Below are 26,553 nucleotides of genomic sequence, written 5' to 3'. Positions count from 1 at the left end.
TTCCCCCGGGACCGGTTGGTTGTCAGACATCTTACGCTGGCAGTGGCCAGCTCGTTCTCCAAAACTCACGCAACGCCCCGGCACATTCCTGCGGCTGCTCCCAGTGGACGTTATGACCGGCGCCAGGAATGGCTGCCAGGTGCCGGTCCGGACCTTCGGCCACGAACTGATGCATCTGGTCCATGGATCGCACACGGTCCCCGGTTCCTGCGAGGACCATCAGCGGCGCGTGGACGCGCCGGGGCACTGAAGGTTCGACGCCGGTCATGGCCGCCATTGCGCTGGCGGACAGCACCGGGAAGGGCACCTCGAATCCCTTGCTGAGCAACTCCATGTCCTGCCCGGACAGGTCTCCGTACCAGGCGTTCATGAGCTTCGCCTTGGTAGCTGGGTCGAAGAACCCTTGCTCCAGTTGGGACACCAGAAGGCTCTTGAAGCCCTCGTTTTGCGGTGCGGGAACCATGCCCACCAGGGTCACTGTTGCCACCAACTCCGGCCTGTGCGCGGCGAGGGTCAGGGAGACGCTGCCACCCATAGAGTGACCCACCAGGTGCACCGGGCCGGTTGCGCGGTCCTCCAGAAATGCCGCTACTGAAGCCGCAGCCGAGTCCAGTGTCCAGTCGAATACCGGCGGCAGTTCCTCTCCCGGGTGGTAGCCGGGCAGGTCCACAATCCACAGTTCACGGCCGGCGTCGAGCAATTCCTGTGCCAAGGGGTCCCAGTACACGGACCCGGACGCCCAGCCATGGATCAGCACTGCGGGAACGGGCTCACCTGCGGAAACGCCAGGTGTGCGAACGTCCACGAACGGGAGCGGAACAACACCGTCAGCCATGCACCCAGCCTAGTGACGGTGGGCACCTTGCGTGGTGAGGAGCCGTGTGTCACACTAATTCAAATGTTAGATGTCTGACATCTTACATTCACTAAACCGCAACAGAGATTTCCCACGATGGAGTGCACAGTGACCCTTGAAGCCGACGTTCTGGCCGCTTTCCCGGCGGAAGTCCAGATTCCTGCTCAGTTGGTTGCCGACGCCGTTGCGGCGTCCTCGGCAACGTCCCCCCGCGTCCTTGTGGTCCTCGACGACGACCCCACAGGCACGCAGTCAGTTGCCGATCTTGCAGTCCTCACACGCTGGGACGTCGCGGACTTCACCTGGGCTTTCACCCACATCCGTGAGAACCAGACCAAGCCTGCTGTCTACGTCCTCACGAACACCCGAAGCCTGGACCCGGCCGAAGCCGCAGCGCGTAACGAGGAAATCGTCCGCAATGCGCTGGCCGCAGCAGCGCCCGCAGGTTTGGCGCTGGGCTTCGTGAGCCGCAGCGACTCCACCCTCCGCGGCCACTACCCGCTGGAGCCGGACGTCATCGCCGCCACCGTGGCCGCCGAAACCGGCGAAGCCACCGACGGTGTGGTGATCGTTCCAGCATTCCCCGACGCCGGACGCGTCACCATCGGCGGCGTGCACTACATGCGTGGCGCAGCAGAAAACCTCGGCTCCCTTACTCCCGTCGCAGAGACAGAATTCGCCAAGGACGCGAGCTTCGGTTTCGCCAACTCCGAGATGGCCAAGTATGTGGAGGAGAAGTCGCAGGGCCGATTCCCGGCCAGCGATGTGATCGTCCTGGACCTGAACATCATCCGCGCCGGAGCATCAGCGCAGGATCCCACCATCTCCGCCAAAGCGATCGCCGACGCCTTGGAATCCGCCACCAACTCCACGCCGGTCGTGGCCGACATCGTCACTGAGAACGACTTCCGTGCCCTCGCCCTGGGCTTGGAGGAAGCAGAACGCCGCGGCAAGAAACTCCTCTACCGTGTTGGTCCGCCCTTCGTCAGGGGCCGCATTGGCCAGGAGATCCGCACGGCGCTGACGTCCGAGGAGGCCTTCGCGGGCAACACGCCCTCCACAGCCGGGGGCTTGATCGTGGTCGGCTCGCACGTTGGCGTCACCACCCGGCAACTCAATGACCTCACAGCCGCGCACAGCTCGGCCCGGACCATCGAGATCGACGTCGAGAAGCTCATTGCCGGAACCAAAACCGAGGGCGAAGCAGAAGCTGACGCCTACATCGCAACCGTCGTGTCCGACGTCGTCGACGCACTCCACCAGGGCGACGTCATTGTCCACACCAGCCGCCTCCTCATCAAAACCGACGACGCCGCAGCGAGCCTGAAGATCGCCCGCACCGTCTCGGCCGCCGTCGTGGCTGTAGTGAACCGGACGCTGAAGACCTTCCCGCCGCGGTTCGTCATCGCCAAGGGCGGCATCACGTCCTCGGACGTCGCCGCGCACGGCCTGGAAATCCGCCACGCGATTGTCCGTGGCCCCATGCTCCCGGGCATCGTCTCGCTGTGGGAGCCGGTGGACGGTCCCGCGAAGGGCATTCCGTACATCGTCTTCGCCGGCAACGTGGGCGACGACCAATCACTGACCCACGTCACCCGCAAGCTCAGCGCCACTTTCTGACAGCCAAAATTCAATGGAGAACACCATGACCAGCAGCAACTACACCATCACCGTCCTGGGCCTCGGCGCCATGGGCCTGCCCATGGCCACCCGCTTGGCCTCGGAACTGACCGTCCACGGCTTCGACATCGCCGAACCCCGCCTGGAGCTCGCCGCCGCAGCCGGCATCAAGACGTTCGCCTCAGCCCGCGAAGCTTCGCAGGATGCCGACGCGTTGCTCCTGGCCGTCCGCAATGGCGAACAGCTCAACGATGTCCTCTTCGGTGAGAACGGCGTGGCCTCGGTGCTGAAGCCGGGCGCCGTGGTGATCCTCGGCAGCACCGTGGGCACGGAAGCCATCCCGGCCACGGTCGCCAAGCTGGCCGAATACGGCGTTTCGCTGGTTGACGCTCCGCTGTCCGGCGGCCCCAAGCGCGCCGGCGAAGGTGACCTGCTGATCGTTGTCGGCGCCGAGCCCGAGGCACTCGAAAAGGCTCGCCCCGCCCTTGAACTGCTGGCGTCCACCCTGAGCATCGTGGGCGACAAGCCCGGCGATGGCCAGGCACTGAAGACCGTCAACCAGCTCCTGTGCGGCGTCCACATTGCCGCCGCCGCAGAAGCCATGGCCCTCGCCGACGCCCTCGGCCTCGACCATGCCAAGACCCTCGCCGCGCTGGAAGCAGGCGCCGCCGGTTCCTTCATGCTTTCCAACCGCGGCCCGCGCATCCTCGAGGCCTACACCGAGGAAGGTGCCGAGGTCCTCAGCCGCCTGGACATCTTCGTCAAGGACATGGGCATCGTGGGCAAGGCAACCCGGGCCGCCGGCCTCGCCGCACCCGTTGCTGCCGCTGCTGAACAGCTTTACCTTCTCGGCCAGGCCCAGGGCCTCGCCGCCGCCGACGATTCCGCCGTCATCAAGGTTGTTGCGCCCTCCAAGCGCACCGCCTAACCACTCCCAACAAAGAACCCGCGACGACGGCGGTCCCCCCTTCGCCGTCGTCGCCACCTCCGCCGGTCTTCCCTAGACTGGTATGTCAAAGGAGACACCCCCAATGAATCCCCTCGTTAACTCGTTGATGGTTCAGGCGGCCGACGCCCCCGCCATCAAGCCCGCAGTGGAGCTGGGAACACCGCTTCTACTGACCATCGCTGCGGCCGGTATCGCCCTGTTGCTGGTGCTGATCATCCGCTTCAAAATCCAGGCTTTCGTAGCCCTGCTGGCCGTCAGCATCCTGGTGGGCGTCGCTGCCCAGATTCCGCTCAAGGACATCTTCACCGTGGTGACCACGGGCGTCGGCAGCACCATGGGTAAGGTGGCATTGCTGATCGCCCTCGGAGCCATCCTTGGCCGCATGATCGAGGTTTCCGGCGGCGTACAGTCGCTGGCCACCCACTTCACGGAGAAGCTCGGAGCAAAGCGCGTTGCTGTCGCTCTGACGGCCGTGGGCTTCCTGGTGGCCATCCCCGTGTTCTTCGAGGTTGGCGTGATCGTCCTGGTGCCCATCGTCTACGCCTTCGCCAAGATCGCGAACGTTCACCCCATCAAGTTTGGCCTGCCCATGGCCGGCATCATGCTGTCCATCCACGTTGCAGTCCCGCCGCACCCGGGCATCGTGGCCGGCGCCGGCGTCTTTGGCGCGGACATCGGACTCATCACCATGATCTCGCTTATCATCTGCATCCCCCTCGGATTCCTTTCCTACTGGGTTGCCAGCATCATGAACCGCAAGGACTACGAGCTTCTCCCCGGCGTGAAGCAGCAGGTGGAAGAGTTCGGTTCCGATTCCCTGGTCCACGTGGGCCACGATGGTCCGGGCGCCCGCGCAATTGCTCCTCCCCGCCCCGGCCTGATCATGTTCCTGATCGCCGCCCCGATCGTCCAGATCCTCCTCGGCACGGTGGGTACGCTGACCATCGCCAAGGACAACTACTGGTACGGCGTGGCCGCGTTCATCGGCAACCCGTTCTTCGCACTCCTGGTCGCTGTGGCCCTCTCCTTCTTCCTGCTGGCCGTACGCCGCAACTGGTCCCTCAAGGAAACCGGCGAAATCTTCGAAGGCGCACTGCCTCCCATCGCATCCATCCTCATGGTGGTCGCCGCAGGCGGCGTCTTCGGTGAAGTCCTCCGCACCTCGGGGATCGGGGCCGCGCTGTCCCACACGCTGGACAGCCTTGGGCTTCCGGTGATCGTTCTCGGCTTCATCATCTCCCTGGCACTGCGCGCCGCGCAGGGTTCGGCCACGGTGGCAATCGTGACCACCACCGGCCTGCTCACCTCAGCTGTGATGGAGGGCGGCTACTCGCCAGCCCAGATCGCAGTGATCGTGATCGCCATCGGTTTCGGTTCGCTGGGCCTGTCCCACGTCACTGACGCGGGCTTCTGGACCGTGATCCGTTACTACGGCCTCACGGTTTCCGACGGCCTCAAGACCTGGACCGTTCTCACCACCATCCTGGGCCTGGCTGGTTTCGCCCTGACATACGTTGCCTGGATCCTGGTGGGAGGCCTGGCCCACTGATGCGCGCCCAACTCGACCAGCTGGTCGGCTCAGCACTGGCATCCGGCTCCGCCGTTCCGGCCTTCACCTGCTACGACTTCACCACCGCATTGGCTGTAGTGTCGGCGGCGGAGGAAGCCCGGCTGGGCGTGATCCTGCTGGTGGCTCCGAAAACTGCGTCCACGCCCAACGGACTGCGCCTCATCTCAGCCCTGCGTGGCCTCGCCGACGACGCCAGCGTCCCGGTTTCGGTCCAACTTGACCACGCCTCGGACCTCAAAGTCATCCTCGACTCAGTGGCCGCGGGTGCGGACGCCGTCCTGGCCGACGGTTCGTCCCTGCCCTACGAGGACAACATCGCCTTGGTCCGCGAAGTCCGTGCCGCGCTGGACGCGCAAGGCGCCTCCGACGTCGTGATCGAAGCGGAACTGGGCGGCCTTGCGGGTGATGAGGACAAGGCGTTCGGTGCCGATGATCCAGCGCACGACGCCGGCACTTCAGTTGCGGGACTCACCAACCCTGCACAGGTGGCTGACTTCGTGGAGCGAACGGGTGCGCAACTGCTGGCCATTGCCGTGGGAAACGTGCACGGCAAGTACAAGGGCGAGCCAAATATCCGCTGGGACGTACTGCAGGAGGTGGCGGCTGAGACCGATGTCCCGTTGGTGCTGCACGGAGCATCGGGCATCCCCGCCGCGGAACTCGCAAAAGCTCCCTCCCTGCACGTGGGCAAGGTGAACGTCAACACCGAACTGCGCACGGGAATCCTCGCGACGCTTGAGGCTGAAACTGCTTCGCACCGGGCCGACGGCGAGAATCTTCAAGGCCTGCTGGCCCGTTGGAACGGCTCGGCCGGAACGTTCGCCGGCAGCACGCTGCAGCTGCTCAGCGCAGGCTCGTAGCGCGGCACACAATCCCGTCATGACAGGGAGGCTAGGATCAAAACATGATCCTGGCCTCCCTGATTTTTGCGACGATTGCCGCCCTTCTCCACGTCTACATCTTCACCATGGAGTCCATTACCTGGACAAAGCCGGCTACGTGGAAGCGGTTCAGCCTCACCACCCAGGCTGATGCCGAAACCACCAAGTCGCTCGCCTACAACCAGGGCTTCTACAACCTGTTCCTGGCCATCGGCGCGTTGGTTGGCATCATCGCCGTCTGGGCCGGCGCTCCACAGGTGGGTTGGACCCTCGTCTTCAGCAGCTGCGGCTCCATGCTCCTGGCTGCCCTGGTCCTCGCTGCGAGTGGCAAGAAGTACCTCCGCGCAGCAACGCTCCAAGGCACCACACCGCTGCTCGCCGTCGTGCTCGGAGTGTTGGCGGTAACGCTGGGCTAGCCCGCAGAACTAGTGCTCCGGCGGGCCGGCCTGGGCTGCGGCTTCATCCATCCAGAGCACTTCCCAGTGGTGGCCGTCCAGATCGCGGAAGGCCCGGCTGTACATGAACCCGAGATCCTGGGCGTCGTAGGTTTCGGACCCGCCGGCTTCCAGGGCCTTGGTGGCCAGCGCATCCACAGCTTCACGGCTGTCGGCAGACAGGGCGACAATTGCCGCCGTCGAGTTTTTGGTGTCCGCAATGGGCTGCTTGGTGAACTCGCTGAACTTGGCATGCGTCAGGAGCATTGCGTAGATGGTGTCGCTGAAGACGACGCAGGCCGCTGTCTCATCAGTGAAGTTCGGGTTGATGGAGTAGCCAAGGGCCGTGTAGAAAGCCTTGGATGCTTCAAGATCGCTCACGGGCAGATTGACGAAAATGGACGTAGTCATGCGTCTGATCCTGCCGGGGTTTCGGCGCCCCGTCCAGACTTGGTCAGTCCCGTCCAGGCCCCTCCCTCCACAGCGGCAGCGGCACCACTCTCAGGCTGCGTCCCGACTCGTCGAGAATATGGCCCAGGCGCTTGTACGTCCGGACCACCGCTTGCCGGGAGATCACAATGCTGCCGGGTGCCCGTTCCGCGAGTTCGCGTTCAAAAGCCTGTGCCTCCAAGTAGTCGCGGACCCACAGTGTGACCACCAGGTTTTGCGCACCAAGAACCTGGGCGCTGAGCCGGCAATTCGTTTGCGCGGCGAAATAGCGGCCGACGTCGTCCACGAACTGGGCCGGGACATTGAGCATGAGAGTCACCTCGCGGAGGCCTCGATTGGCTGCCGTGGACGCGTCGCACCTCAGCGTGATGTATCCGGATGCCAGGAACCGTTCCACCCGGCGTCGGGCGGTTTGGGGTGAAACGCTGCAGGCGGCACCCAGCTCGGCCCAACTTGCGCGGCCGTCGTTGGCGAGTACCTCAAGCAACGCGGCATCCAAGCTATCCGGCGAGTAGCCTGCCGGTGCGGGCTTGGCTTCGGAGGAGACCAAACGGGCGCGTGCGGGTTCGAGTGTTCCGCTGCGCCACTCCGAGGCCTGCCGGTACAGCTTGGTGACGAAGACGACTTCGCGGTGGGTGACTCCCGGCAGCGCAGGAAAGGCTCCGGTGACGATGTCCATGAGTTCCTCGTGGCTGGATGCGAAGCAATCCATGAACACATCGTGGGAGCCGGTGACCATGGAGACGGTACCGAACGCGGGCTCCGCGCACAGCCTGTGGATCAGGGCTTCGCTCTCGCCGGGCAATGACGACAGTTGGATGAACGCCGACCAGCCCGCACTGAGGTAGCGCTGTCCCGGAGACGGTGTAATCCACGCCGATCCTTGCTGCGCCAACACGTTCCAGCGCCTCGCGACAGTGGGAGCTGACAAGCCCAGGGCGTCCGCGATCCGGCTCCATTCCGCCCGCGGGTTGATCTGGAGGGCATTGACGATTTCGAGGTCGAGCTCTGAGATTATGGCTGATTCGTTCAATGTGAGCTGCCTTGTGTGAGATTCAAACAATCTGGAAGCCAGTGTAATCGACGGCCATATCGTTGTGACTCGCATCACCAACGGCACCTACGGCCATCTCAACCGGATCAACACCCAAGGAAGCTCATGGCAAGCAAGACAGCACCACCTGCGGCCGCGGCCATCACGCGCAGGACCATCGCAGGAATGATTCTGGCAATGGCGCTCATCGAATCACTCAGTGGCGTGACCCAGGGGTACCTGAACCCCATCCTGCCCGCGCTGGGACCGGTCTTCGAGATTGACGACCCCACCATCAACGGCATTTTCCTCATCTCCAACGTCAGCTTCGCCGTCCTGACGCCCATCATTTCGAGGCTCGGGGACAGCTACGGCTACCGGCTCGTGCTCCGCTGGTCCACGGGCGTAGTGACGGTCGGCGTATTGCAAATGGCGCTGTGGCCGTCGCTGTGGACAGTGACGCTGGGCGTCGTCATGCTGACCTGCGTGGTGGGGTTCATCCCGCTGATGATGGGAATCCTCCGTGTCACCAGCCCGGCACACACCCGTACCGGCGTCAGCGTCATGATCGGCATGCTGATGATCATGGTGGGCGGCGGCGGCCTGCTTGCCGGAATTGTGGGCGTCACCGATCCGACGCTGGGATTCTGGGTGGCGGTCCCGTTCGCGGTGATCGCTTTCGTATGCTCCTTCCTGCTGCCCGACGCCGGGGTCCCGACCCGTGAGGGCATTGCCCTGGCACCGCTGTTGGCATGCTCGCTGGGTCTCATTGGTTTTGTTGTGGCGTTGTCCATGGCGCCGGAATGGGGCTGGCTGGATGCACGTACCCTCACGGCCGGCCTGTTGGGGCTCGCCCTGCTGGCGTTCTGGGCAAGGCGTGATTACAGCGGTACCGCCGGGCAGCGGTTCATGGACCTGCGCATGCTGGCCACTCCGCGGATCCGAGCCATCTCCGTAGCAACCTTCTTCTTTGGCTTTGCCTCCATCAGCTACTTCGGTACCAACGGCATCTTCCTGCACTCCAACCCGGAGAAGACGGGTTATGGGTTCAGCCTCAGCCCGCTGATGATCGCGATTGTCCTTGCCCTGGCATCCGTCCTGTCCTTGGCATCTTCCCTGCTGACAGCGCGGGCGATGCGACGGTTCGGTGAACGGGCCACACTGGTGTTCGCCGGCGTTCTGCTGGCAGGCGGATTCTTGGTGATGATGCTCGCGCACGGCTCCTTTGCCGGATACTGCATCGGCTTCGCCATGTTCAACCTGAGCTTGGGAATGTATCAAGCGGGCACCCGTTCCCTGTCCGTTGAAGGTGTCCCCTTGGAAGAAACCTCAACGGCCGCAGGCCTCAATGAATTGGCTCTCTCCGTGGGCATCGCAGTAGGCGCGGCAGTGGTCAAGCTGTTGTCGTCAGCATCAGTGGAGTCCGGACGCATCACCGAAACCGGGTTGTTCACCATCTGGGGAGCCCTGGCTGTGGCGGCGCTGATCGCCGCCGCGGCCAGCGCCCGGTACCCCAAGCGACAGGCCGCCGGGGTGACCGCATGATCGCCGGGCTGAACAGCGTGACCCAAGGTTCCGCCGTCGTGCTGTCCTCTCCAGCAGACATCCACGCCACCCTGGACAATGAGGTGCAGCGCTGGAAACCGGACATTCTGGACCTGAGCCACGCCATCCATGCCGACCCGGAGCTTGGTGGGCAGGAGTTCCGCGCGGTCAAACGGGTTAAGAGGGTTCTGCGCAAGGCGGGTTTCACGTTCGATGAAGCGCAGCCTGAGGAGCCCACGGCTTTCAGTGCCCGCTGTGGATCCGGCGAACTCGTGGTGGCACTGTGCGTGGAGTACGACGCCCTGCCCGCAATCGGCCATGCGTGTGGGCACAACGTCAACGCGGCCAGCGCCGTGGGGGCGGCCCTGGCGTTGGCCGCGGTGGCGGAGCAGCTGGACATCACGGTCAAAGTTCTTGGCACGCCGGCGGAGGAGACCACCGGAGGAAAGGTGGATTTGATGGAGGCAGGCTTCTTTGACGACGTCTCGCTGGCCATGATGGTCCACGCCGGCGCTTCAGATGTGGTGGGAGGCTCGTCCCTGGCCATGTCCATGTGGGACGTGCTGTTCGAGGGCCGTCCGGCTCACGCAGCAGCGGCGCCATCTGAGGGAGTCAACGCGCTGGACGCGTTGGTGGTGGCACAGTTGGCCATCGCTTTGGCACGCCAGCAACTGCCGGTGGGCTCCATCGTGTCGCTGATCGTCACCGAGGGCGGCAGCGCCGTCAACGTTATCCCCGAGCGCACCCGGGCGAGCGTTGAAATGCGGGCGCCCGGGATTGATCAACTGCGCGTCATCCAGGACAAAGTCCGGCGCTGCCTGGAGGCTGGCGCCCACGCGAGCGGCTGCACGCTGCAGGTGACTCCCAAGGGCAATGACTATGCGGAACTGCGCCAGGACCGGTATCTGTCCACGGCTTACCAGGAAGCGATGAAAGCCAGGGGAAGGGAGGTTGTTTTCAACGCCGATCCTGTGGCCTCCACGGACATGGGAAACGTCTCGCAATTGGTGCCGTCCATCCACCCGATGGTGGGTTACGACGTCCGGGGCGCCGCCCACCACACTGCCGAGTTCGCTGCATTCGGTGCCTCCGCCGGAGCTGACCAAGCAGTTCTGGACGGATCGTTTGGCATGGCAGCGGCGGCCTGTGCGGCGGCCCTGGACCCGGAGCAACGCGAACGCCTGCTGCACAAGGCGCGGTAGGGGCCAGCCTGCTGGCTCCATAGTCCGCACGGGCGGACAATGGAGTCAGCACGCAGAAGCGTGCCTCGTTGGGAGAGCAATGGAGAGGGACACGTATCCTGCGGTCAGCGCAGCAACGGCTGCGCAGAGGGACCCGGCGATCGACCTTGTCCGCTTCACCTGCCTGCTGCTGGTGGTGGCATGCCATTGCATGATGGTCAGCCCTGTTTTGCACAGGGACGGAACGGTCACCACCCACAACGTCCTCATGGAAGAGGGCTGGTTTGTGCCCGTTGCCTGGGCGCTCATGATCGTGCCGCTGTTCTTCGTGCTGGGAGGCGTGACCGGGCTGCAGTCCTGGCGGCGTTTGCGTGCTCGCGGGGGAAATGGATTCGACTTCGCACAAGTCCGGCTCCTGCGCCTGATCCGCCCGGCGATGGCGCTGCTTGCGGTCATGTGGAGCGGGCTCTGGATTGCGTTGCTGCTGGGTGTCCACCCGCAAGTGATCCAGCTGATGACGGCCGGGGCTGCGATGCCCTTGTGGTTCCTGGCGGCCTACCTGACGGCGCAACTCAGCGTTCCGCTCATGGCACGCTTTCACGAGCGGGCCCCAATGCTGACTTTCGGCGGTTTGGTGGCACTGATCATTACGGTCGATTCCCTCCGCGGGGCACTTCCGGTGCTGGCCTTCGCCAACATGGTTTTTGTTTGGTGCGCGGTCCAGCAACTCGGATTCCTCATGGCTGACGGCTTCTTCGAACACCGAAGCCGGGCATGGCTGGTGGGCGTCATCGTCTCCAGCAACCTCTTGCTGGGACTCGTCACCGGGGTGGCTGTCTATCCGGGAAACATGGTGGTGAACATCAATCCGCCCAACTTGTGCCTCTTGCTGCTGGGCATTTCCCAGACGGCCACGTTGCAGCTTCTTCAGCGGGGCATCCGGTGGATTGCAGGTGTTCGTTGGATCCAGTCCATCATTGCCGTTGCCGGCCGCCGGTCCATGACGGTCTACCTATGGCACCTTCCCTTGCTGGTAGGCATGTCAGGATTGCTGTTGCTCACCGAAATAGCCAAGCCCTGGGCCGGGACCGCAGAGTGGTGGTGGGCGCGGATACCTGTGTTCCTCGCGGTAGTCACCCTGCTGGTGCCAGTGGTGCTGATTTTTGGGCGTTTGGAGAAGCGTCCGACGGCGGCCAGCCACGCCCGGGGTCCGTCGCGTGCCGCTGTGGTGACGGCCGTCGTCGTGGTTTTGATCCCGGTGGCGGACGCCGCATTCAATGGATTAACGCTTGCGCTGTTGGGCGGGGGAGCGGCGTGCTTCGCTCTTGCGGTCCTGCTTCTCGGCAGGGTTCCGACCCCGGTGCTGCAGCCGCCTCAAGGAAAAGTTGCGGATCTGCGGAAGGCACCCCTGTCCACGTTGCCAGAGGCCGGTTTACGTGCCAATCTCGAAACATGACCGAGTTCACGGATTCACTGGCAGAGTCGTTCCGCCCCGACGTCACCACGGTGCGCAATGACAAATTTCACCGCTATGAGCTTCATGTAGACGGAGAGCTGGCGGTGATCTCCCAGTTCCTCGACCGGCCAGGACATATCGATTTCATTCACACGGAAACCAGGCCCCAGTTCAGTGGTCAGGGCCTGGCCAAAGTGTTGGCTCACTTTGCGCTGGATGACGTGGTGGCGTCCGGCAAGCGCATCATCCCGCATTGCCCGTACATCGCTGCGTACCTGAAGAAGCATGAGGGTTACGAGCAGGACGTTGACTGGCCCGCCGAGAAGCCGGTGGGTGAACCGGACAACGAGTAGGCCTTACAGCGGCATTGATTTCTCATAGCCCTTCCACCGCTTCTGAGGCCGCCCGGCATGGCTTGAGGGGAAGGGCCAGTCCCGCCGTGTCCCGCACAGGGAGACGATTGCATCGTGCTCATCGGAAATGCGTTGGCCCCGGCAGCTGGCGTGGACCTGCATCGCGCTGACCAGGCTTCCCCCGTGGAGATGATCGGAATCCGTGACCACGTAGGAGAAGCTCCGCATGGCGGATTGGCCCGGAGCGAGGAGGCTGATCCGAAGGTCCCGTTCCACCGGTTCTGACGTGTACTGGAGCATCTCCATGCCTTCGTTGGTGAAGGAACGCGGTATCAGGGTGACGTCACGGAGATAGCCCGCAGAGTCATTGGTGATCCAGGCCGTGAAAATGACCGTGTCGCCGGGGATAGCCAGTGGCCGGTCCGCTCCGTAGACCAGGGCGACGTGTCCCGCGTTCTTCTTTCGGGCGAGCAGACTTGAGCGGCGTTGGGCCGTCTTGTGCTGGAGTGCGCGCGACTGTTTCAGGAGGGGGCGGCGCTGCCTGATGCCCATGTTTCCTCGAATCGCTCCAGGGGTTGGAAAGTTCACGCCTCATAAGTGGCGCCAACTGTTGATTCGTGACGCGAAATCTGCAAAAAGTAGCTTCTTTACCGGTATAAGGGGCTCGATTCAAGTCATGCGGCTTCTGATGTCACACTATTGTTTATGGATCAAGTATTTGCGGTAAGGGGCGATGACGCCGCCTCCCCAACCTTGGCGATGGCCCGTGGAAGCGATCCCCACATCATTTCCATGGTGCGCGAAGGGATCACAGATGCTTTCGATGTGCTCTACGAGCGGCACTTCAAGATCGCCCAGTACGTGGCCCGTTCCCAGACAGACAACCCCAGTGATGCCGATGACGTGGTTGCTGAGTCTTTTGCTTCAATCTTCCAACTTCTCAAGGAAGGCAAGGGGCCAAAGGAGTTCTTCCGGTCCTATCTCCTGACGGTGGTGCGGCGCACAGCGCACGACCGGAACCGCAAGGCACGCCGCATGCCAACCGCGGCGGATGACGCGATCCTGGATTCCGCCGTGATGGATGCCGATCCGCTCCTCAGTGACCTTGAGTCGAGCATTATGGCGAAGGCCTTCAAATCGCTGCCCGAGCGCTGGCAAGCGGTCCTGTGGCACTTGGACATTGAGGGTTTGAAGCCTGCAGCGGCCGCTCCGTTGGTGGGCCTGACCCCCAACGGAGTTTCTTCGCTGGCTATTCGAGCCAGGGAAGGGCTGCGGCAGGCGTACCTGCAGCAGCACATCAGCCAGACCGTAGACGAAGCATGCGACGAATACGCCAGCCAGTTGGGCAAATACGCGCGCAACGCGCTGAAACGCACGTCCCAGGAAAAAGTCAGCGACCACTTGGATGGATGCGCCAAGTGCACGGCGTTGTTGATTGAACTTAATGACGTACAAGGCGGCATGAGGGCCATCCTGTTCCCTCTGGTTACCGGGATCGCCTTTACGCCAGGCGCCCTTGCGGCCATCGGGTCGGGTGCAGCTGCCGTAGGGGTTTCTTCCGGGACCGGAGTCACGGCCGGGCCGGGCCAGGCAGGCGCCACCGCAGTGAAGGGTGTCAGCAAGGCATGGAAGCTGACTGCTGCCATGGTGTTGGCAGTGGTGGCGCTCGCTGGAGTGGTTGCGTGGTTGCTTCAGCCGACGTCCGCCAACGAATCAGCGGCCTCGGGCGAGGCCGCCACCAATGTTCCCCCGGTCCAGGAAACATTGGCCCCTGTAATAACGCCGAGCCCTGAACCGACTTTCGCAACGAACTCCAGCCCAGCCGAGGTTCCCCCAACGGTTCCGAAGGCAACAGCGGTGCCGCAGCCGTCCGCCGTCGTGATTCCACCGGCGGTGCCGCCGCGGAGCGCTGTAGTGGTGGACTCGGGCACGGTTTCCTCCACCACGGCGCCCCTGGCTTCGGCCCCGGCGGTGCAGCCCACCCAAACGGTTGATGCGACATTCGCGGCGGCCTCAGGGTCCGGTCCGGCGGAGCGGGAGCTCCACGTGCAGTTCTCGCTGGCAGGAGAGGGCAGCCCCACCACGGGCGAAGCTGTCTTTGCCCTCCCGGACCAAGCAACGTTCGTAGCGGGGAGAACCGTTGCGCCAGCGGGCTGGACCTGTGCCAATTCTGAGGTGCGGCAGATTCGTTGCACCACCGCCGCGCTGTCCACCCAGGACCTCGCCTTCACGCTGGGCGTTGCCATGCCACCAACCGCCGAAGGCGGAATGTTGAACTACCGGTTCAGCGGTCAAGGCATCTCCGCCACGTCGTTCGCCAACGCTTTCCACTAGGCGTTTGCACCTTCGTCACTTGGCGGTGAAGAAGCGCTGAAAACTTTCCCAAAAGTTTTTAGATTTTCGCGTCACGATTCATGAGTTGCCGGCACTAATCATTTGGGTCTCCGTGTTTGTCGGTGCCCTCATTGGATTTCTTGAGCTTCCAATGACACCACCCTTCGGTTACGCCCTGGAGACAACCCATGAAGTACGCACGTCCACGCAGCCTGCTGGCGGCCATGATCGCTACGGCGATGATGTCGCTGGGGGTGGGGGGCGCCTTGGCACCTCCCGGATTAGCCACCATGCCGGGAACCCCCGGTGCGGCCCAGGCCGGCACCACCGTCTACGTTGAGAGCTTCTCCAACGAGGACGCCACGGCCGGGGCCATCAGCATCCTGCGGTACGAGGGCGGCCCCGCTGCAGCCAATGAAACCTATACAGCTGACACGCCCTACGCCCCGGCCGGCGGACAATGCGACGGTTGGATCCTGAACTCCTCCACGCCGTTGCCCACCTCCGACTCCGGCTGCCTCAGGAATCAGCCGGCCGGTTGGGGTCAGCTTCAGCAAATGTCAGTGGCACTTGGCCTGGCCCAGGGGCAGATTCCAACCCAAGCCGCCCGCAACCAGGCGTTGTCCGAATACACCAACAGCGCCTCCGGAAGCCTTGATGCCGGCGTCCAGTTCCGGACAGAGTCGAACACCATCCCCGCGATCGCTGGCCGCTACTACGCTGTGTCCGGATACTTCGCCCAAGTCAACTGCCATGCAGCACACGCAAGCGAGACCTTCAGCCTCCTCATCAACGGAACACGGCACGTGCTCAGCGCCGGGCTGGATCCCTGCGGCAGCAGCACGCAGCCTGATGTCCAGGTCACCAGGCTTCAATCGGCGGCGTACCAGATTCCGCTCGGCACCATCAACCCGTCACTTGGCCTGGAATTGCGGAACGAGGCCACCACCGGGTTCGGCAACGACGTAGCTTTTGACCTCCCGCAGATTGTGGACGTCACCCCCCAGCTGGATCAGTCCTTCACGCCGTCCCTCATCGGCCCTGGGGGAACCTCGCGGATGACATTGACTGTCACCAACACGGCGGATTTGCTCACCAAAAACGATTGGTCCCTCACGGAATCCCTTCCTGCCGGAGTTGTTGTGGCTGACACGCCCAACGTCGGGGGCACCTGTGTGCAAGCTCCGGGAACCAATGCCTTGGTGCGCACGGCTCTCCCCGGAAGTACCGACCTCTCCGTTACTGGCGGGGATCTGGCGCAAGGAATGACATCGTGCACCATCACGGTTGAGGTCACCGCTGCTGCTGAGGGGAGCTACGTCGGTGGGCCCGCCACCATCGTCACCAACCTGAATCCGCCGGCGAACGCTACCTTGACCGTCCGCGCCCCACGCCTTGAACTGAGCACACAACTGGACGGTCCGCGGGCCCGGGATTCGGACCAGTTCACCGCTGAAATTCGTACGGGCTCGGCCGCGGGGCCGGTGGTCAGCAACTCGGCCAACTCAACCACCACCGGTTCCGGCGCCGCTGTTACTCCGGGTACTGGCGTTACCGGCGAATACGTCGCCACCGAAGGCACCACCTATTACCTGACGGAATCGGGCAGTAACCTGTCCGGCTACGACAAAACCATCACCTGCGCCGATGCCTCCGGTCTTCAGCCCGGCCTGCCCAACGGCGACGCCTTGAGCGGTTCACTGGCGCTCACTCCCGTTACCGGAGCTGACATCAGCTGTGTGCTGAGCAATAGAGCGACGGCGGCACCGGACCTGGAGTTCAGTGCGTCTGCTGACATTTCAGCGGTCAATTCGCCTGCCGTGGTGGGTGATCGGATCAGTTACACGTTCGCGTCGAAGAACACGGGGAACGTGAAGCTGAGCGATGTGGCTATCGATGACCCGATGGCGGGGGTGTCGGCCCTGGACTACTCCTGGCCGGGGATCCCCGGCCAACTGCTGCCGGGCGAAACTGTCACTGCCATAGCGACGTACCCGATCACCCAGGACGATATCGACGCCGGTTATGTCGCCAACAGTGCCACCACCACGGGCAACCCGCCCACCGGACCTCCCTTGACCCCGGCTCCCGGTGAGATCCGTACCGTGTTGGCCGCATCCCCGGGAATGCAGTTCAGCACGGCGGCCCAGGCACCCGTTGCCGATGCGGAGTCCAGGGTTGGCGACGTCATCACCTACTCTTTCGCCTCGAAGAACAGTGGAAACGTCACGTTGAAGAACGTCTCCATTACTGACCCGCTGACTGGGCTCTCAGCCTTGAACTACACCTGGCCGGGAGCTCCAGGAGTGCTCCTCCCGGGCCAGAGGGTGACGGCCACGGCGACGTATGCGGTGACCCAAGCGGATATCGACGCCGGTCATGTCGCCAACAGCGCCACCACCACGGGAACACCCGTCCGGGGACCTTCCGTCTCGCCTCTACCGGGTGAGACGGATACCCCCTTGAAGACGCGGTCGGGCTTGGAGTTCACCAAGACGGCCGACGCTTCCGGAGTGCGTGACCCAGCCCGGGAAGGGGATGTGATCACCTACAAGTTCAGCGTGAAGAACACGGGGACCGTGCCCATCACAGGGGTTGCGGTCAACGACCAGATGCTGGGCCTGGCGGACCTGGATTACCACTGGCCCGGCGCGGCGGGAACCCTGCTGCCCGGTGAAACGGTGACGGCTACGGCAGCCTACGCCATCACCCGGGCGGACGCCGACGCAGGCATGGTCAGCACCACGGCTACCGCAACCGGTGCGGCTTCCACCGGATCTATGGTCACCACTGCACCTGCAACTGTGGTGGTGACCTTCCCGCCTGTGGCAACATCCGGGGGCAGATCCCCAGCCGGATCAGTTGGCGGCACGCCACCTGAAAGCACAGCTACGGGGACCACCGGCGGCACATCTCCGACGGGAGAGTCCCTCACCACTCCACCTGCAAGTGCAGTGGTGAGCCTCCCGTCGGTGGTTCCGGACCAATCCGAAGGGCCACTGGCCAGCACGGGAGTTGTTCTCACCGTGGTGCCAGCCAGCCTTCTGGTTGTTGGTTCGGGGCTGTTCCTGTACCTCGCCGGACGCCGGAGGCGTTCAGAGGCATAGGACGTGAAGTGCGCGGCGGCCGGGGCCCCAACCCCGGTTGCCGCGCATTTTGCGGTTAACGATCGTTTGTTGGCGGGAGCCGCTTCTTTTGCCACTGCATTGCGTGCCAGAACAGCAAGCCGCCGGTGATCAGGGCGGCAGCAAGGAGCGCATAGGGCGCGTTGGAGAGAAGCATGTAATTCACTTGGGCTGCCTCGGCACTTCCCGGCGACATGATCGTGGCCGCGGCAGTAGTGAACGCCCACAGTCCAAACCAGGCCAGCCCGGCATCCAGCACCCAGAGCGCAACGATGAACGGATTGACGGTAAGCCGCCTTCGCGCCGGGTCCGCCTCCGGAGGCTGTGGTACGTGGGGGCTGATGGCCTGCACCGCGTTGCCATGCTGGTCGATTTCGCGGAAACCGATGTGCTCGTGGACGTGGTCCTTCATAGGGTCCCCCAACCGTTGACTGGATTGTCCTTGCACTCTACTCCTCGTGACGTGGCCACCTCGGGCAGGATGCCAGTGGCCCAAAAAGACAATTCGGTGGCCGAAAAGAGTGCCACATTTTGCACCCAAAGGGGCCTTAAGAAAAGTCAATGACGTGCTACCGCGCGGTAGGACCGCGAGAAACCGCCTTCTACGCGAAATAGGTCACAAAAGTTTGACGGAAAGGCTTACCTAAGTAAGGCTTACCTTGCTAATAAGCGCCCCAACGCAATGGAAGGAAGCTGACGTGACGTCACCTAGTGTCGAAGAGCGGATCGCTCAGGAGCATGATTTTGGCTCCAAAGTGGAACTGGCCCTCGCTGCCACCAACCAGCTGTTCAACGCACGAAATTCGCCCAGTTACGTCGCGCAGGTTCTCCAAGGAGTCAACGCCGTCTCCACCAAAGTCCAGCGGACCACCCAGCCGTTCACCGGCGTCGGGCATGCCGAACTGAAAGCCAAGGTTGGCGCCGTTGACCTCGAACGCCCCCTGCCGGACACGGCCGCTGCCCTGGAAGAGCTGGACGAGCTCTACCTCAAGGACGCCATCTACTTCCACGATTCCCGCTACGCCGCACACTTGAACTGCCCGGTGGTCATCCCCGCCCTGGTAGGTGAAGCCGTGCTCTCGGCCGTGAACTCGTCCATGGACACCTGGGATCAGAGCGCCGGTGCAACCATGATCGAGCGCCGCCTCATCGATTGGACCGCGGAGCGCATCGGTTTCGACGCGGACGCTGACGGCGTGTTCACCTCCGGCGGCAGCCAGTCCAACTTCCAGGCGCTGCTGATTGCCCGCAACCACGCGGTCGCCAAGCTGCGGGCGACGAATGGGGACGCCCGCCTGCCGCACCTGCTGGACCGGCTCCGGATCTTCACCTCCGTGGACAGCCACTTCAGTATTCAGAAGTCGGCATCCATGCTGGGCCTGGGCTTCGACGCCGTCATCGCAGTGCCCACCACCGAAGACCACCGCATGGACCCCACCGCCCTCGCGGCTGCTTTGGCGGAAGCGCACGACGCCGGGCTGGTGCCCATGGCGGTTGTAGCCACCGCCGGGACCACGGACTTCGGTTCGGTTGACCCGCTCCCGGAAATGGCCGCGTTGGTTCGCGCTTACGATTCCTGGCTCCACGTTGACGGCGCCTATGGTGGCGGCCTCATCGTGTCCGGCCGCCACCGGCACCTCCTGAACGGCATCCACCTGGCGGATTCTGTCACCGTGGACTTCCACAAGACCTTCTTCCAGCCGGTGAGCTCCAGCGCAGTCCTGGTCCGCAATGGCTCCATGATGGGCCATGTCACGTACTACGCGGACTACCTGAACCCGGAAAGCGCCGCGAAGGCCGAGATTCCCAATCAGGTGGACAAGAGCATCCAGACCACCCGCCGCTTCGATGCGCTGAAACTGTGGCTGACCCTCCGCATCATGGGCGCCGACGCAATCGGTGCGCTCTTCGACGAAGCGATCGACCTCGCCGCCCGGGTAGGAACCTTGCTGGCTGAGGACGCCGAATTCGAGCTCGCTGCCGCACCGCAGTTGAGCACTTTGGTGTTCCGCTACCGCCCGATGGTGGACGGTGCAGCCCTCGACGCCGACGCTGCAGACGCCCTCAATCCCGCCATCCGCGCCGCGATCTTCGCCTCCGGCGAGGCCGTGGTTGCCGGCACCAAGGTGGCTGGCCGCCACTACCTCAAATTCACCCTCCTCAATGCCGAAGCAAGCTTGAGGGACATCCAGGAAATCATCGAACTGATCCGCAGGACCGGCGACAGCCTCCTCGCAAACACCACGGAGGCCGCCGCGTGAGCACCCAGGACAATGGCAGGATTTACGACGTCGCAGGCATCGGCGTCGGGCCCTTCAACCTTGGCCTTGCGGCCCTGAGCGAGCCCGTGGAGAACCTCGACTGCGTCTTCCTGGACCGCCGCGAATCCTTCGACTGGCACCCGGGCATGATGCTGGAACCGGCGCACCTCCAGGTCCCGTTCATGGCAGACCTCGTGACGCTGGCCGATCCCACTTCCCCGTTCTCCTTCCTGAACTTCCTGAAGCAGACCGGCCGCCTGTACCGCTTCTATATCCGCGAGAACTTCTACCCGCTGCGCGCCGAGTACAACCAGTACTGCCAGTGGGTGGCCGGCCAGCTTGAGTCCGTTCGTTTTAGCACGGATGTGCTGGACGTGGCCTACGACGACGGCGTGTACCGCCTTTCGGTGCAGGGTCCGGACGGTGCTGAGGTGCTTCGCGCCCGCAAGCTGGTCCTGGGCACCGGCACGTCCCCCTACGTTCCGGATTCCTGTGCAGGAATAGTGCCCGCCGGCGGACTGGTCCTCCACAACGCCGACTACCTGTCGAGGAAGAGTGAGCTGCAGTCCAAGCGCAGCATCACCATTGTGGGCAGCGGACAGAGCGCGGCAGAGCTTTACTACGAACTCCTCCAGGAAATCGACGTGTACGGCTACCAGCTCAACTGGGTGACCCGTTCCGGCCGCTTCTTCCCGCTGGAGTACACCAAGCTCACCCTTGAAATGACGTCGCCGGAGTACGTGGACTACTTCCACTCGCTCCCGGGCGAGCAGCGGGATTCCTTGATCAAGAGCCAGAAGAACCTGTACAAGGGCATCAACTCGGACCTGATCGACGACATCTACGATCTCCTGTACACCAAGAGCCTCTCCGGCATGGTGGACACCCAAATGCACACGCACTCCTCGCTCACTGCCGCGGAGTGGGACGCCGCCACCGGCACCCACACACTCCGGTTGCGCCACGAGGAACATGGCCGCGATTACAGCCTGGAGTCCGAAGCCGTGGTGCTGGCCACCGGCTATACCTATAAAGAGCCTGCGTTCCTGGCCGGCATCCAGGATCGCATCCGTCGTGACTCCAAGGGCCGTTTCGATGTGGAGCGCAACTATGGAACCGGCGTGGAACCCGGCGAAATTTTCGTCCAGAACGCCGAGCTGCACACGCACGGTTTCGTCACCCCGGACCTCGGCATGGCCGCCTACCGCAACTCCTGCATCCTTCGCGAAATCACCGGCCGCGAGGTTTACCCGATCGAACGCAGCATCGCGTTCCAGCAGTTCGGTGCTCCCGCTCCGGCAATGACAACAGAATCCGCTGCCGTCCCGGAAACCGCAGGAGCAACCGTATGAGCTTCACGTTCCGGCCCGTCGACCCCGTGGCGGACGCACCTGTCCTCCACAGCTGGGTGAGCCAGGAGTACGCACGGTTCTGGGGCATGGTCTCGGCCACTGAGCAGGACGTTGTGGAGGAGTACACAAAGATCGCGGAATCGGGCCATCACCAAGCGTTCCTGGGACTCGACGACGGCGTTCCCGCCTTCCTGATGGAGCGGTACCGTCCTGAATCCTCGCCCTTGGCGGACGTTTACGAGGTCCAGGACGGCGACATCGGAATGCACCTCTTGGTGGCCCCGCCCAGCGGTGATCCGCAACCAGGCTTCACCACCGCCGTCATGCAGTCCGTGATGACGGAACTGTTCCAGGACCCCGCAACGCTGCGGATCGTCGTCGAGCCTGACGCCCGCAACCACAAGATCCATGTCCTCAACGAGAAGGTGGGCTTCCGGCCGCACGGCGTGGTGACACTTCCCGCCGTCGATCCTGCCGAAGACCACAAGCAGGGGCTCCTGAGCTTCTGCACGCGCGAGGATTTCCTTGCTACCCTGACCCCGATTCTGGCCGCGCCTGCCGCGGCGACCAGAGGAGAATCCCTGTGACCACCACTGCCGACAACGCGACTGCCACCGCTGGTGATTCCGTGTCCCACCTGACCCCTGAGCGCTGGGCCGCTGCCAACCGGCACGTGGTCCGCAAAGCGATCGCAGAGTTCTCGCACGAGCGCATCCTGGTTCCGGAGCTGATCCGTGATGAGGGTGCCGGCGTGGGCCTGTACAAGGTGGTGAGCGATGACGACGCCACGGAGTACCGCTTCCGCGCCCGGGTGCTGCAGCTTGAACACTGGTCTGTCGCCGCTGATTCCATAGCCCGCCTCCGTGACGGTGAGGAATTGCCCCTTGACGCTTTGGACTTCATTGCGGAGTTCCACGAGGCACTGGCCATCCGGATGGAAATGCTCCCGGTGTACCTCGAGGAGATCAGCAGCACGCTGGCCAGTCACGCCTACAAGCAGGGCAAGCCGTTCAGCTCGGCTGAATTGGCAGCGGGCATCACGGGCGGGACTGACCGGGCCGCTGACTTCCAGGCCATTGAGCACAGCATGACCGAGGGCCACCCCTGTTTCGTGGCCAACAATGGCCGGCTGGGATTCGGGATTGCGGACTACCACGCGTTCGCGCCGGAAACCGGTGCCACGGTCAAGCTGCAGTGGATCGCAGTACACCGCAGCAAGGCTGTTTTCACTTCGAGCGCCGGGCTGGATTACCGCACGCACTTTGAGGCTGAACTTGGGCCGGCCACGTTGGCCTGGTTCAACGCGGAGCTGTCGGCATCCGGACTGGATCCCGAGGACTACCTCCTCATGCCGGTGCACCCGTGGCAGTGGGACAACAAGCTCACCGTGACGTTCGCGGCAGAAATCGCCCAGCGCCACATCGTGAACCTGGGCACGGGTGAGGACTCCTACCAGGCGCAGCAGTCCATCAGGACGTTCTTCAACACGGATCACCCGGAGAAGGCGTACGTGAAGACGGCCATGTCCGTGCTGAATATGGGCTTCATGCGTGGACTGTCGCCGCAGTACATGAAGGCCACGCCTGCCATCAACGATTGGTTGCAGGAATTGATCGGCAATGACCAGGAGCTCCAGAACCGGGGCCTGGCCATGATCCGTGAAACCGCGGCCATCGGGTACCACAACCACTATTACGAGGCTGCTTCGGCCAAGGGTTCCCCCTACCGCAAGATGCTCTCGGCCCTGTGGAGGGAAAGCCCACTGCCGTTGCTCAAGGACGGGCAGCAGTTGGCCACCATGGCGTCATTGCTGCACGTTGATGGCACCGGCAATTCCGTGGTTTCCGCCCTGATCGAGCGGTCCGGCCTGGCGCCCACCGAGTGGCTGCGACGCTACTTCGAGGCCTACCTCGTGCCGCTGGTGCACTGCCTGTACGAGTACGAGCTCGCCTTTATGCCGCACGGCGAAAACGTGATCCTGATCCTCGAAGACGGCGTGCCTGTCCGCGCGATCATGAAGGACATCGCCGAGGAAATCGTGGTCATGGGGGACCGGCTGGAATTGCCGGAGGACGTCTCCCGCGTCAAGGCCGAGATCCCTGCCGAGGAAATGGTCCTGGCCATCTTCACGGACGTCTTCGACTGCATCTTCCGCTTCCTCGGAGCCATCCTTGTGGAGGACGGGACGCTGCGCGAGGACGAGTTCTGGGGAACTGCTGCTTCCGTGCTGCGCGAATACCAGCAGCGCCATCCGGACCTCGCGGACCAGTTCGCCATGCACGATCTGTTTGCGCCGGACTTCGAGTTGTCCTGCCTCAACCGCCTGCAGCTGCGGAACAACCAGCAGATGCTGGACATCTCGGATCCCTCCGGCGGGCTCCAGATGGCGGGACGGTTGGCCAACCCGCTGGCCAAGTTCGCTTAATTCCTGCGGTGAGGGGTAGGCGCTGTGGGGGGTTGATGAACCCGGAAGCCAACTCCTCACCGAGGGGCCGTTGCATCGTTTCAAAGCCCATCCTGCGCACCGACGTGACATAAGATGCCAGCGGACATTGTCATGAGGCGGCACTCGGCGCGGGATGGAGGGGCGACTAGTCTTGGCGCATGACGACTCGAGCCAACGAACTGACCGCCCTGATCACAGGGGCCACCGCCGGGCTCGGCGCCGAGTTCGCCCGCCAGCTTGCCGAGGCCGGGCACCATCTGGTCCTGGTGGCACGTGACCAGCAGCGCCTCAAGGAAAAAGCCGAGGAGTTTGAGCGCGACTTCAGCATCTCGGTGGAGATCCTGTCCGCAGACCTGACCACCGACGTCGGGGTTTCAGCGGTGGCGGACCGCCTCAGGGACGCCGGACGGCCCGTGGATGTGCTGGTGAACAACGCCGGAATCGGGCTTTTGAAGTCGTTCGAGCGAAACGAGTTGAACGAGGAGCGGCGCCACCTGAGGCTCCACGTCCAAACGCCCATGGAACTCTGCCACGCAGCCCTGGAGGTCATGTTGGCGCGCGGTAAGGGACGCATCATCAACGTGGCCAGCGTTGCCGCGTTCGCAAACCGGGGCACGTACTCGGCAGCCAAGGCGTGGCAGGTGACCTTCAGCCGCTGGGCCAACATCGCCTATGCCAAGTCCGGAGTGCAGGTCACGGCGGTGTGCCCCGGATTCACGCATACCGAATTCCACGATCGCATGGGCATGGACAAGTCCGTAGCGCCCCGGTTCCTCTGGCTCACCGCCGAGCGTGTGGTGCGTGAAGGGCTGGAAGACAACGCCAAAGGGAAAGGTGTCTCCATCCCCACCAGGCGGTACAAAGTTGTCAGCTTCTTTGCACGGGCACTGCCCGCCAAGCTGACGTCAGGCCCGCCCCGCCGGCCTCTGAAGCCCTAGGCTTCGGGGGCAAATGAGGCGACGAGCCGCGCGAGCGGCTGGGGTGCCCGCCCGGTGGGCAGCGCCTCGACCAGCAGCGGCGCGTAGCGGACCTTGTTGCCGCTCCGCCCTCCGAAGAAGCGCTGCAACTGCTTCGTCACCGGCTGCTCCCGCTGTGACGGCTGCCGCTGGAGGAGCCTGAAGGACGCCAGCTCACCCTGGGCGTCGATGACGTTGAGCACGGCGTCGATGCCCAAGCAGCGAATGAGTTCATCCTCCAGATCCGTGTGGCAAACGTGGAAGCCGAGCTCATCAAGCGGACCCGGGCCAATACCGGCCCTGTCCAAGGCCCTGGCGATTCCACGTGACTCGCGTTCGTCGCATAGGCCCAGGAGCCGGTGGTTTTCGCCGGCAGGACCATAGCGATCCAGGAAACGGACAATGCTGGTGGCACCTCCCATGGGGACCACTGAGACGTGCTCAGCATTCAGGTCGTGCCCACAACGAACTGCGAGTGCCTGGACCGCAAGCCGGTCACTCTCGCCCTCGACCAAGACAGTCGTCGCCTGCATTGAACCAGTATGTCCTAGGAGTCCTGAACTGAGGATCCTCGAACCGCGGGAGCCTTTGGAACCGGAGCCCCGGAACCCGGAACCCGTCCGCGCGGTGCCCGCACCAGTACCGCCACCGCAATCCCCACCACCGCACCCACGAACGTCTCAATGGCCCGCTCCATCACCAGCACGCCTGGATCCATGGGAGCTGCAAGCTGTGCGATCAGCAGGATGACGGGCGTGAAGAACACCATGGCCCACCCATAATGCCGGGCCATGAACAGCTCGGTAGGGAACTGGCACAGGACCACCAGGACAGCGAGGACCACCGCTGTTTGGCCGGGGAAGTACTGCAGCGGCGAGAGCGGACTGGGGAAAAGTACGACGGCGACCACCGCCAACCCGAGGAACGTCCCCACGATGCGGTGGATGCCCCGGTGGACGCGGCTGGGGAGATCGGCGCCGGCGAGGGGGACCGCTGCTGCGGCCATGGCCCAGTGCGGATGGCCGCTGCCACTGAGCACACCAATAACTCCGGCCGCACTGACAGCCAGGGCGTACCGGGCCGCATGGACCAAGGCCGCCTGCCGAAGCGGGCCGCGCAGCACGGGCACGTCCCGGGCTGCGCCGGCTTCCCATTCACGGCGCCGGAGCCAGCCGGAAAAGCCCACCACCATCGAAAAGGCTGCCGACGAGGCTCCGATGAGCACCGCCGTCGTGAAGGGAACGTCGGTGGGCACGGAAGCGCAGGCGCCCAACGCGAGGATGCCGAAGAACGGTCCAATCGGTTTGAGGCGGACGGCGTCGGCGTACAGGGAGCCGAGCCCGGCGAACAGGGTAGCCACCAGCACCAACCACCACGAGTGGATGTGGTTGACGGACAGGAACACGCCGATTGCCAGCCCGCCTACCAGGAAGAGTGCCGCCTGGGACTGGTGCTTCAACCGGAGCTGATGTGTTTCGTTGCGCCCATACATTCCCGTCAGCGCGCCGAAGACGGCGTACATCATGAGGTCCGGACGCCCGATGAGGATCAGGAACAGCCCGGGGACTGCGACGCTCAGGGCAACCCGGACGGCGGACAGGCGATCGTTGTTGGCCGGGCCAAGCCGGTGGAGCTCGCGGGCGTGCATTATCAATGCGGGCATAGGAGAACACCACCAATCATCCAGGGTTGTCTTTGAAAATTATCAGGACCACCGCCGGGCCGCCATAAGCCCGGTCACAAGCTGTAGC

General features: G+C 63.7%; 23 protein-coding genes. 16 read left to right on the top strand and 7 right to left on the bottom strand.

Features of this window, described 5'->3' with window-relative positions; all coding sequences use genetic code 11:
- Positions 1 to 31: 31 nt before the first annotated feature.
- On the bottom strand, positions 32 to 835 hold the full coding sequence (locus tag BMY91_RS16720) for an alpha/beta fold hydrolase (protein WP_090823904.1): 804 nt from the start codon (positions 833 to 835) through the stop codon (positions 32 to 34).
- Positions 836 to 964: 129 nt separating this feature from the next.
- Here BMY91_RS16720 and BMY91_RS16715 point away from each other — a divergent pair, with 129 nt between their 5' ends.
- The 5 genes from BMY91_RS16715 to BMY91_RS16695 all read left to right on the top strand — a co-directional run bounded on the left by BMY91_RS16715 (position 965) and on the right by BMY91_RS16695 (position 6,292).
- Positions 965 to 2,476, top strand: coding sequence for a four-carbon acid sugar kinase family protein (locus BMY91_RS16715; protein ID WP_090823902.1), 1,512 nt, complete (start codon positions 965 to 967; stop codon positions 2,474 to 2,476).
- A 25-nt stretch (positions 2,477 to 2,501) separates the two neighbouring features.
- A complete protein-coding gene (locus BMY91_RS16710) occupies positions 2,502 to 3,404 on the top strand; it encodes an NAD(P)-dependent oxidoreductase (RefSeq protein ID WP_090823900.1) in 903 nt (300 codons plus the stop codon).
- A 103-nt stretch (positions 3,405 to 3,507) separates the two neighbouring features.
- Complete coding sequence (locus tag BMY91_RS16705; protein ID WP_090823899.1) at positions 3,508 to 4,974, top strand: GntP family transporter; 1,467 nt, start codon at positions 3,508 to 3,510, stop codon at positions 4,972 to 4,974.
- Positions 4,974 to 5,855, top strand: coding sequence for a class II fructose-bisphosphate aldolase (locus BMY91_RS16700; RefSeq protein WP_090823897.1), 882 nt, complete (start codon positions 4,974 to 4,976; stop codon positions 5,853 to 5,855). Before BMY91_RS16705 ends, BMY91_RS16700 begins: the two co-directional genes overlap by 1 nt.
- Before the next feature lie 44 nt (positions 5,856 to 5,899).
- The gene (locus BMY91_RS16695; RefSeq protein ID WP_090823895.1) at positions 5,900 to 6,292 is read left to right on the top strand and encodes a DUF1304 domain-containing protein; all 393 of its coding nucleotides are present in this window, start codon (positions 5,900 to 5,902) and stop codon (positions 6,290 to 6,292) included.
- A 9-nt stretch (positions 6,293 to 6,301) separates the two neighbouring features.
- Here the strand turns inward: BMY91_RS16695 and BMY91_RS16690 are convergent, their stop codons facing one another.
- Together BMY91_RS16690 and BMY91_RS16685 are read right to left on the bottom strand one after the other, a co-directional pair.
- On the bottom strand, positions 6,302 to 6,721 hold the full coding sequence (locus BMY91_RS16690; protein WP_090823894.1) for a VOC family protein: 420 nt from the start codon (positions 6,719 to 6,721) through the stop codon (positions 6,302 to 6,304).
- 43 nt (positions 6,722 to 6,764) lie between these two features.
- Positions 6,765 to 7,793, bottom strand: coding sequence for an Lrp/AsnC family transcriptional regulator (locus BMY91_RS16685; RefSeq protein WP_177179937.1), 1,029 nt, complete (start codon positions 7,791 to 7,793; stop codon positions 6,765 to 6,767).
- 126 nt (positions 7,794 to 7,919) lie between these two features.
- Between BMY91_RS16685 and BMY91_RS16680 the strand changes: the two genes are divergently transcribed.
- The 4 genes from BMY91_RS16680 (at position 7,920) to BMY91_RS16665 (ending at position 12,328) form a co-directional block, all read left to right on the top strand.
- Complete coding sequence (locus BMY91_RS16680) at positions 7,920 to 9,338, top strand: MFS transporter (protein ID WP_090823890.1); 1,419 nt, start codon at positions 7,920 to 7,922, stop codon at positions 9,336 to 9,338.
- The gene (locus tag BMY91_RS16675; protein ID WP_090823888.1) at positions 9,335 to 10,540 is read left to right on the top strand and encodes a M20 family metallopeptidase; all 1,206 of its coding nucleotides are present in this window, start codon (positions 9,335 to 9,337) and stop codon (positions 10,538 to 10,540) included. Before BMY91_RS16680 ends, BMY91_RS16675 begins: the two co-directional genes overlap by 4 nt.
- A 79-nt stretch (positions 10,541 to 10,619) precedes the next feature.
- A complete protein-coding gene (locus BMY91_RS16670) occupies positions 10,620 to 11,975 on the top strand; it encodes an acyltransferase family protein (RefSeq protein WP_090823887.1) in 1,356 nt (451 codons plus the stop codon).
- A complete protein-coding gene (locus tag BMY91_RS16665; protein WP_090823886.1) occupies positions 11,972 to 12,328 on the top strand; it encodes a GNAT family N-acetyltransferase in 357 nt (118 codons plus the stop codon). The genes BMY91_RS16670 and BMY91_RS16665 overlap by 4 nt, the downstream gene beginning before the upstream one ends.
- Positions 12,329 to 12,331: 3 nt before the next feature.
- Here BMY91_RS16665 and BMY91_RS16660 read toward each other — a convergent pair whose 3' ends face one another.
- On the bottom strand, positions 12,332 to 12,880 hold the full coding sequence (locus BMY91_RS16660) for a hypothetical protein (RefSeq protein WP_256212796.1): 549 nt from the start codon (positions 12,878 to 12,880) through the stop codon (positions 12,332 to 12,334).
- A 153-nt stretch (positions 12,881 to 13,033) separates the two neighbouring features.
- Between BMY91_RS16660 and BMY91_RS16655 the strand changes: the two genes are divergently transcribed.
- Positions 13,034 to 14,662: a sigma-70 family RNA polymerase sigma factor gene (locus tag BMY91_RS16655; RefSeq protein WP_256212795.1), complete on the top strand. Its 1,629-nt coding sequence runs from the start codon at positions 13,034 to 13,036 to the stop codon at positions 14,660 to 14,662.
- 188 nt (positions 14,663 to 14,850) lie between these two features.
- Positions 14,851 to 17,769: a DUF7507 domain-containing protein gene (locus BMY91_RS16650; RefSeq protein ID WP_090823882.1), complete on the top strand. Its 2,919-nt coding sequence runs from the start codon at positions 14,851 to 14,853 to the stop codon at positions 17,767 to 17,769.
- A gap of 55 nt (positions 17,770 to 17,824) precedes the next feature.
- Here the strand turns inward: BMY91_RS16650 and BMY91_RS16645 are convergent, their stop codons facing one another.
- A complete protein-coding gene (locus BMY91_RS16645) occupies positions 17,825 to 18,199 on the bottom strand; it encodes a hypothetical protein (RefSeq protein ID WP_090823880.1) in 375 nt (124 codons plus the stop codon).
- 286 nt (positions 18,200 to 18,485) lie between these two features.
- Here BMY91_RS16645 and BMY91_RS16640 point away from each other — a divergent pair, with 286 nt between their 5' ends.
- The 5 genes from BMY91_RS16640 (at position 18,486) to BMY91_RS16620 (ending at position 24,784) form a co-directional block, all read left to right on the top strand.
- A complete protein-coding gene (locus BMY91_RS16640) occupies positions 18,486 to 20,048 on the top strand; it encodes a pyridoxal phosphate-dependent decarboxylase family protein (RefSeq protein WP_090823878.1) in 1,563 nt (520 codons plus the stop codon).
- Positions 20,045 to 21,400, top strand: coding sequence for a lysine N(6)-hydroxylase/L-ornithine N(5)-oxygenase family protein (locus BMY91_RS16635; protein ID WP_090823876.1), 1,356 nt, complete (start codon positions 20,045 to 20,047; stop codon positions 21,398 to 21,400). The genes BMY91_RS16640 and BMY91_RS16635 overlap by 4 nt, the downstream gene beginning before the upstream one ends.
- On the top strand, positions 21,397 to 21,987 hold the full coding sequence (locus BMY91_RS16630) for a GNAT family N-acetyltransferase (RefSeq protein WP_090823874.1): 591 nt from the start codon (positions 21,397 to 21,399) through the stop codon (positions 21,985 to 21,987). The genes BMY91_RS16635 and BMY91_RS16630 overlap by 4 nt, the downstream gene beginning before the upstream one ends.
- A complete protein-coding gene (locus BMY91_RS16625; RefSeq protein ID WP_090823871.1) occupies positions 21,984 to 23,825 on the top strand; it encodes an IucA/IucC family protein in 1,842 nt (613 codons plus the stop codon). Before BMY91_RS16630 ends, BMY91_RS16625 begins: the two co-directional genes overlap by 4 nt.
- 179 nt (positions 23,826 to 24,004) lie before the next feature.
- The gene (locus BMY91_RS16620; RefSeq protein WP_090823869.1) at positions 24,005 to 24,784 is read left to right on the top strand and encodes an SDR family NAD(P)-dependent oxidoreductase; all 780 of its coding nucleotides are present in this window, start codon (positions 24,005 to 24,007) and stop codon (positions 24,782 to 24,784) included.
- On the opposite strand, the gene BMY91_RS16615 is transcribed toward BMY91_RS16620, so the two are convergent.
- Together BMY91_RS16615 and BMY91_RS16610 are read right to left on the bottom strand one after the other, a co-directional pair.
- Positions 24,781 to 25,335, bottom strand: a complete 555-nt coding sequence (locus BMY91_RS16615; RefSeq protein WP_090823867.1) for a TOPRIM nucleotidyl transferase/hydrolase domain-containing protein — start codon at positions 25,333 to 25,335, stop codon at positions 24,781 to 24,783. The genes BMY91_RS16620 and BMY91_RS16615 overlap by 4 nt on opposite strands.
- Positions 25,336 to 25,349: 14 nt before the next feature.
- Positions 25,350 to 26,465 carry an FUSC family protein gene (locus BMY91_RS16610; protein WP_090823865.1) on the bottom strand — a complete coding sequence of 372 codons (1,116 nt, stop codon included), beginning with the start codon at positions 26,463 to 26,465 and terminating at the stop codon, positions 25,350 to 25,352.
- Between the last annotated feature and the right edge of the window lie 88 nt (positions 26,466 to 26,553).

It is taken from the genome of Arthrobacter sp. yr096 (assembly GCF_900108925.1).
Classification (GTDB): Bacteria; Actinomycetota; Actinomycetes; order Actinomycetales; family Micrococcaceae; genus Arthrobacter.
Note: the sequence above shows the minus strand (reverse complement) of the source record. Positions and strands in the feature narration are given on the sequence as shown.

What these genes read in the sequence shown, in the direction of transcription:
- BMY91_RS16710 (WP_090823900.1), top strand. Translation starts at nt 2,502, where the DNA reads ATGACCAGCAGCAACTACACCATCACCGTCCTGGGCCTCGGCGCCATG.
- BMY91_RS16620 (WP_090823869.1), top strand. Translation starts at nt 24,005, where the DNA reads ATGACGACTCGAGCCAACGAACTGACCGCCCTGATCACAGGGGCCACC.
- BMY91_RS16675 (WP_090823888.1), top strand. Translation starts at nt 9,335, where the DNA reads ATGATCGCCGGGCTGAACAGCGTGACCCAAGGTTCCGCCGTCGTGCTG.
- BMY91_RS16650 (WP_090823882.1), top strand. Translation starts at nt 14,851, where the DNA reads ATGAAGTACGCACGTCCACGCAGCCTGCTGGCGGCCATGATCGCTACG.
- BMY91_RS16680 (WP_090823890.1), top strand. Translation starts at nt 7,920, where the DNA reads ATGGCAAGCAAGACAGCACCACCTGCGGCCGCGGCCATCACGCGCAGG.
- BMY91_RS16720 (WP_090823904.1), bottom strand. Translation starts at nt 835, where the DNA reads ATGGCTGACGGTGTTGTTCCGCTCCCGTTCGTGGACGTTCGCACACCT.
- BMY91_RS16695 (WP_090823895.1), top strand. Translation starts at nt 5,900, where the DNA reads ATGATCCTGGCCTCCCTGATTTTTGCGACGATTGCCGCCCTTCTCCAC.
- BMY91_RS16705 (WP_090823899.1), top strand. Translation starts at nt 3,508, where the DNA reads ATGAATCCCCTCGTTAACTCGTTGATGGTTCAGGCGGCCGACGCCCCC.
- BMY91_RS16700 (WP_090823897.1), top strand. Translation starts at nt 4,974, where the DNA reads ATGCGCGCCCAACTCGACCAGCTGGTCGGCTCAGCACTGGCATCCGGC.
- BMY91_RS16630 (WP_090823874.1), top strand. Translation starts at nt 21,397, where the DNA reads ATGAGCTTCACGTTCCGGCCCGTCGACCCCGTGGCGGACGCACCTGTC.
- BMY91_RS16645 (WP_090823880.1), bottom strand. Translation starts at nt 18,199, where the DNA reads ATGAAGGACCACGTCCACGAGCACATCGGTTTCCGCGAAATCGACCAG.
- BMY91_RS16615 (WP_090823867.1), bottom strand. Translation starts at nt 25,335, where the DNA reads ATGCAGGCGACGACTGTCTTGGTCGAGGGCGAGAGTGACCGGCTTGCG.
- BMY91_RS16665 (WP_090823886.1), top strand. Translation starts at nt 11,972, where the DNA reads ATGACCGAGTTCACGGATTCACTGGCAGAGTCGTTCCGCCCCGACGTC.
- BMY91_RS16610 (WP_090823865.1), bottom strand. Translation starts at nt 26,465, where the DNA reads ATGCCCGCATTGATAATGCACGCCCGCGAGCTCCACCGGCTTGGCCCG.
- BMY91_RS16660 (WP_256212796.1), bottom strand. Translation starts at nt 12,880, where the DNA reads ATGGGCATCAGGCAGCGCCGCCCCCTCCTGAAACAGTCGCGCGCACTC.
- BMY91_RS16655 (WP_256212795.1), top strand. Translation starts at nt 13,034, where the DNA reads ATGGATCAAGTATTTGCGGTAAGGGGCGATGACGCCGCCTCCCCAACC.
- BMY91_RS16690 (WP_090823894.1), bottom strand. Translation starts at nt 6,721, where the DNA reads ATGACTACGTCCATTTTCGTCAATCTGCCCGTGAGCGATCTTGAAGCA.
- BMY91_RS16670 (WP_090823887.1), top strand. Translation starts at nt 10,620, where the DNA reads ATGGAGAGGGACACGTATCCTGCGGTCAGCGCAGCAACGGCTGCGCAG.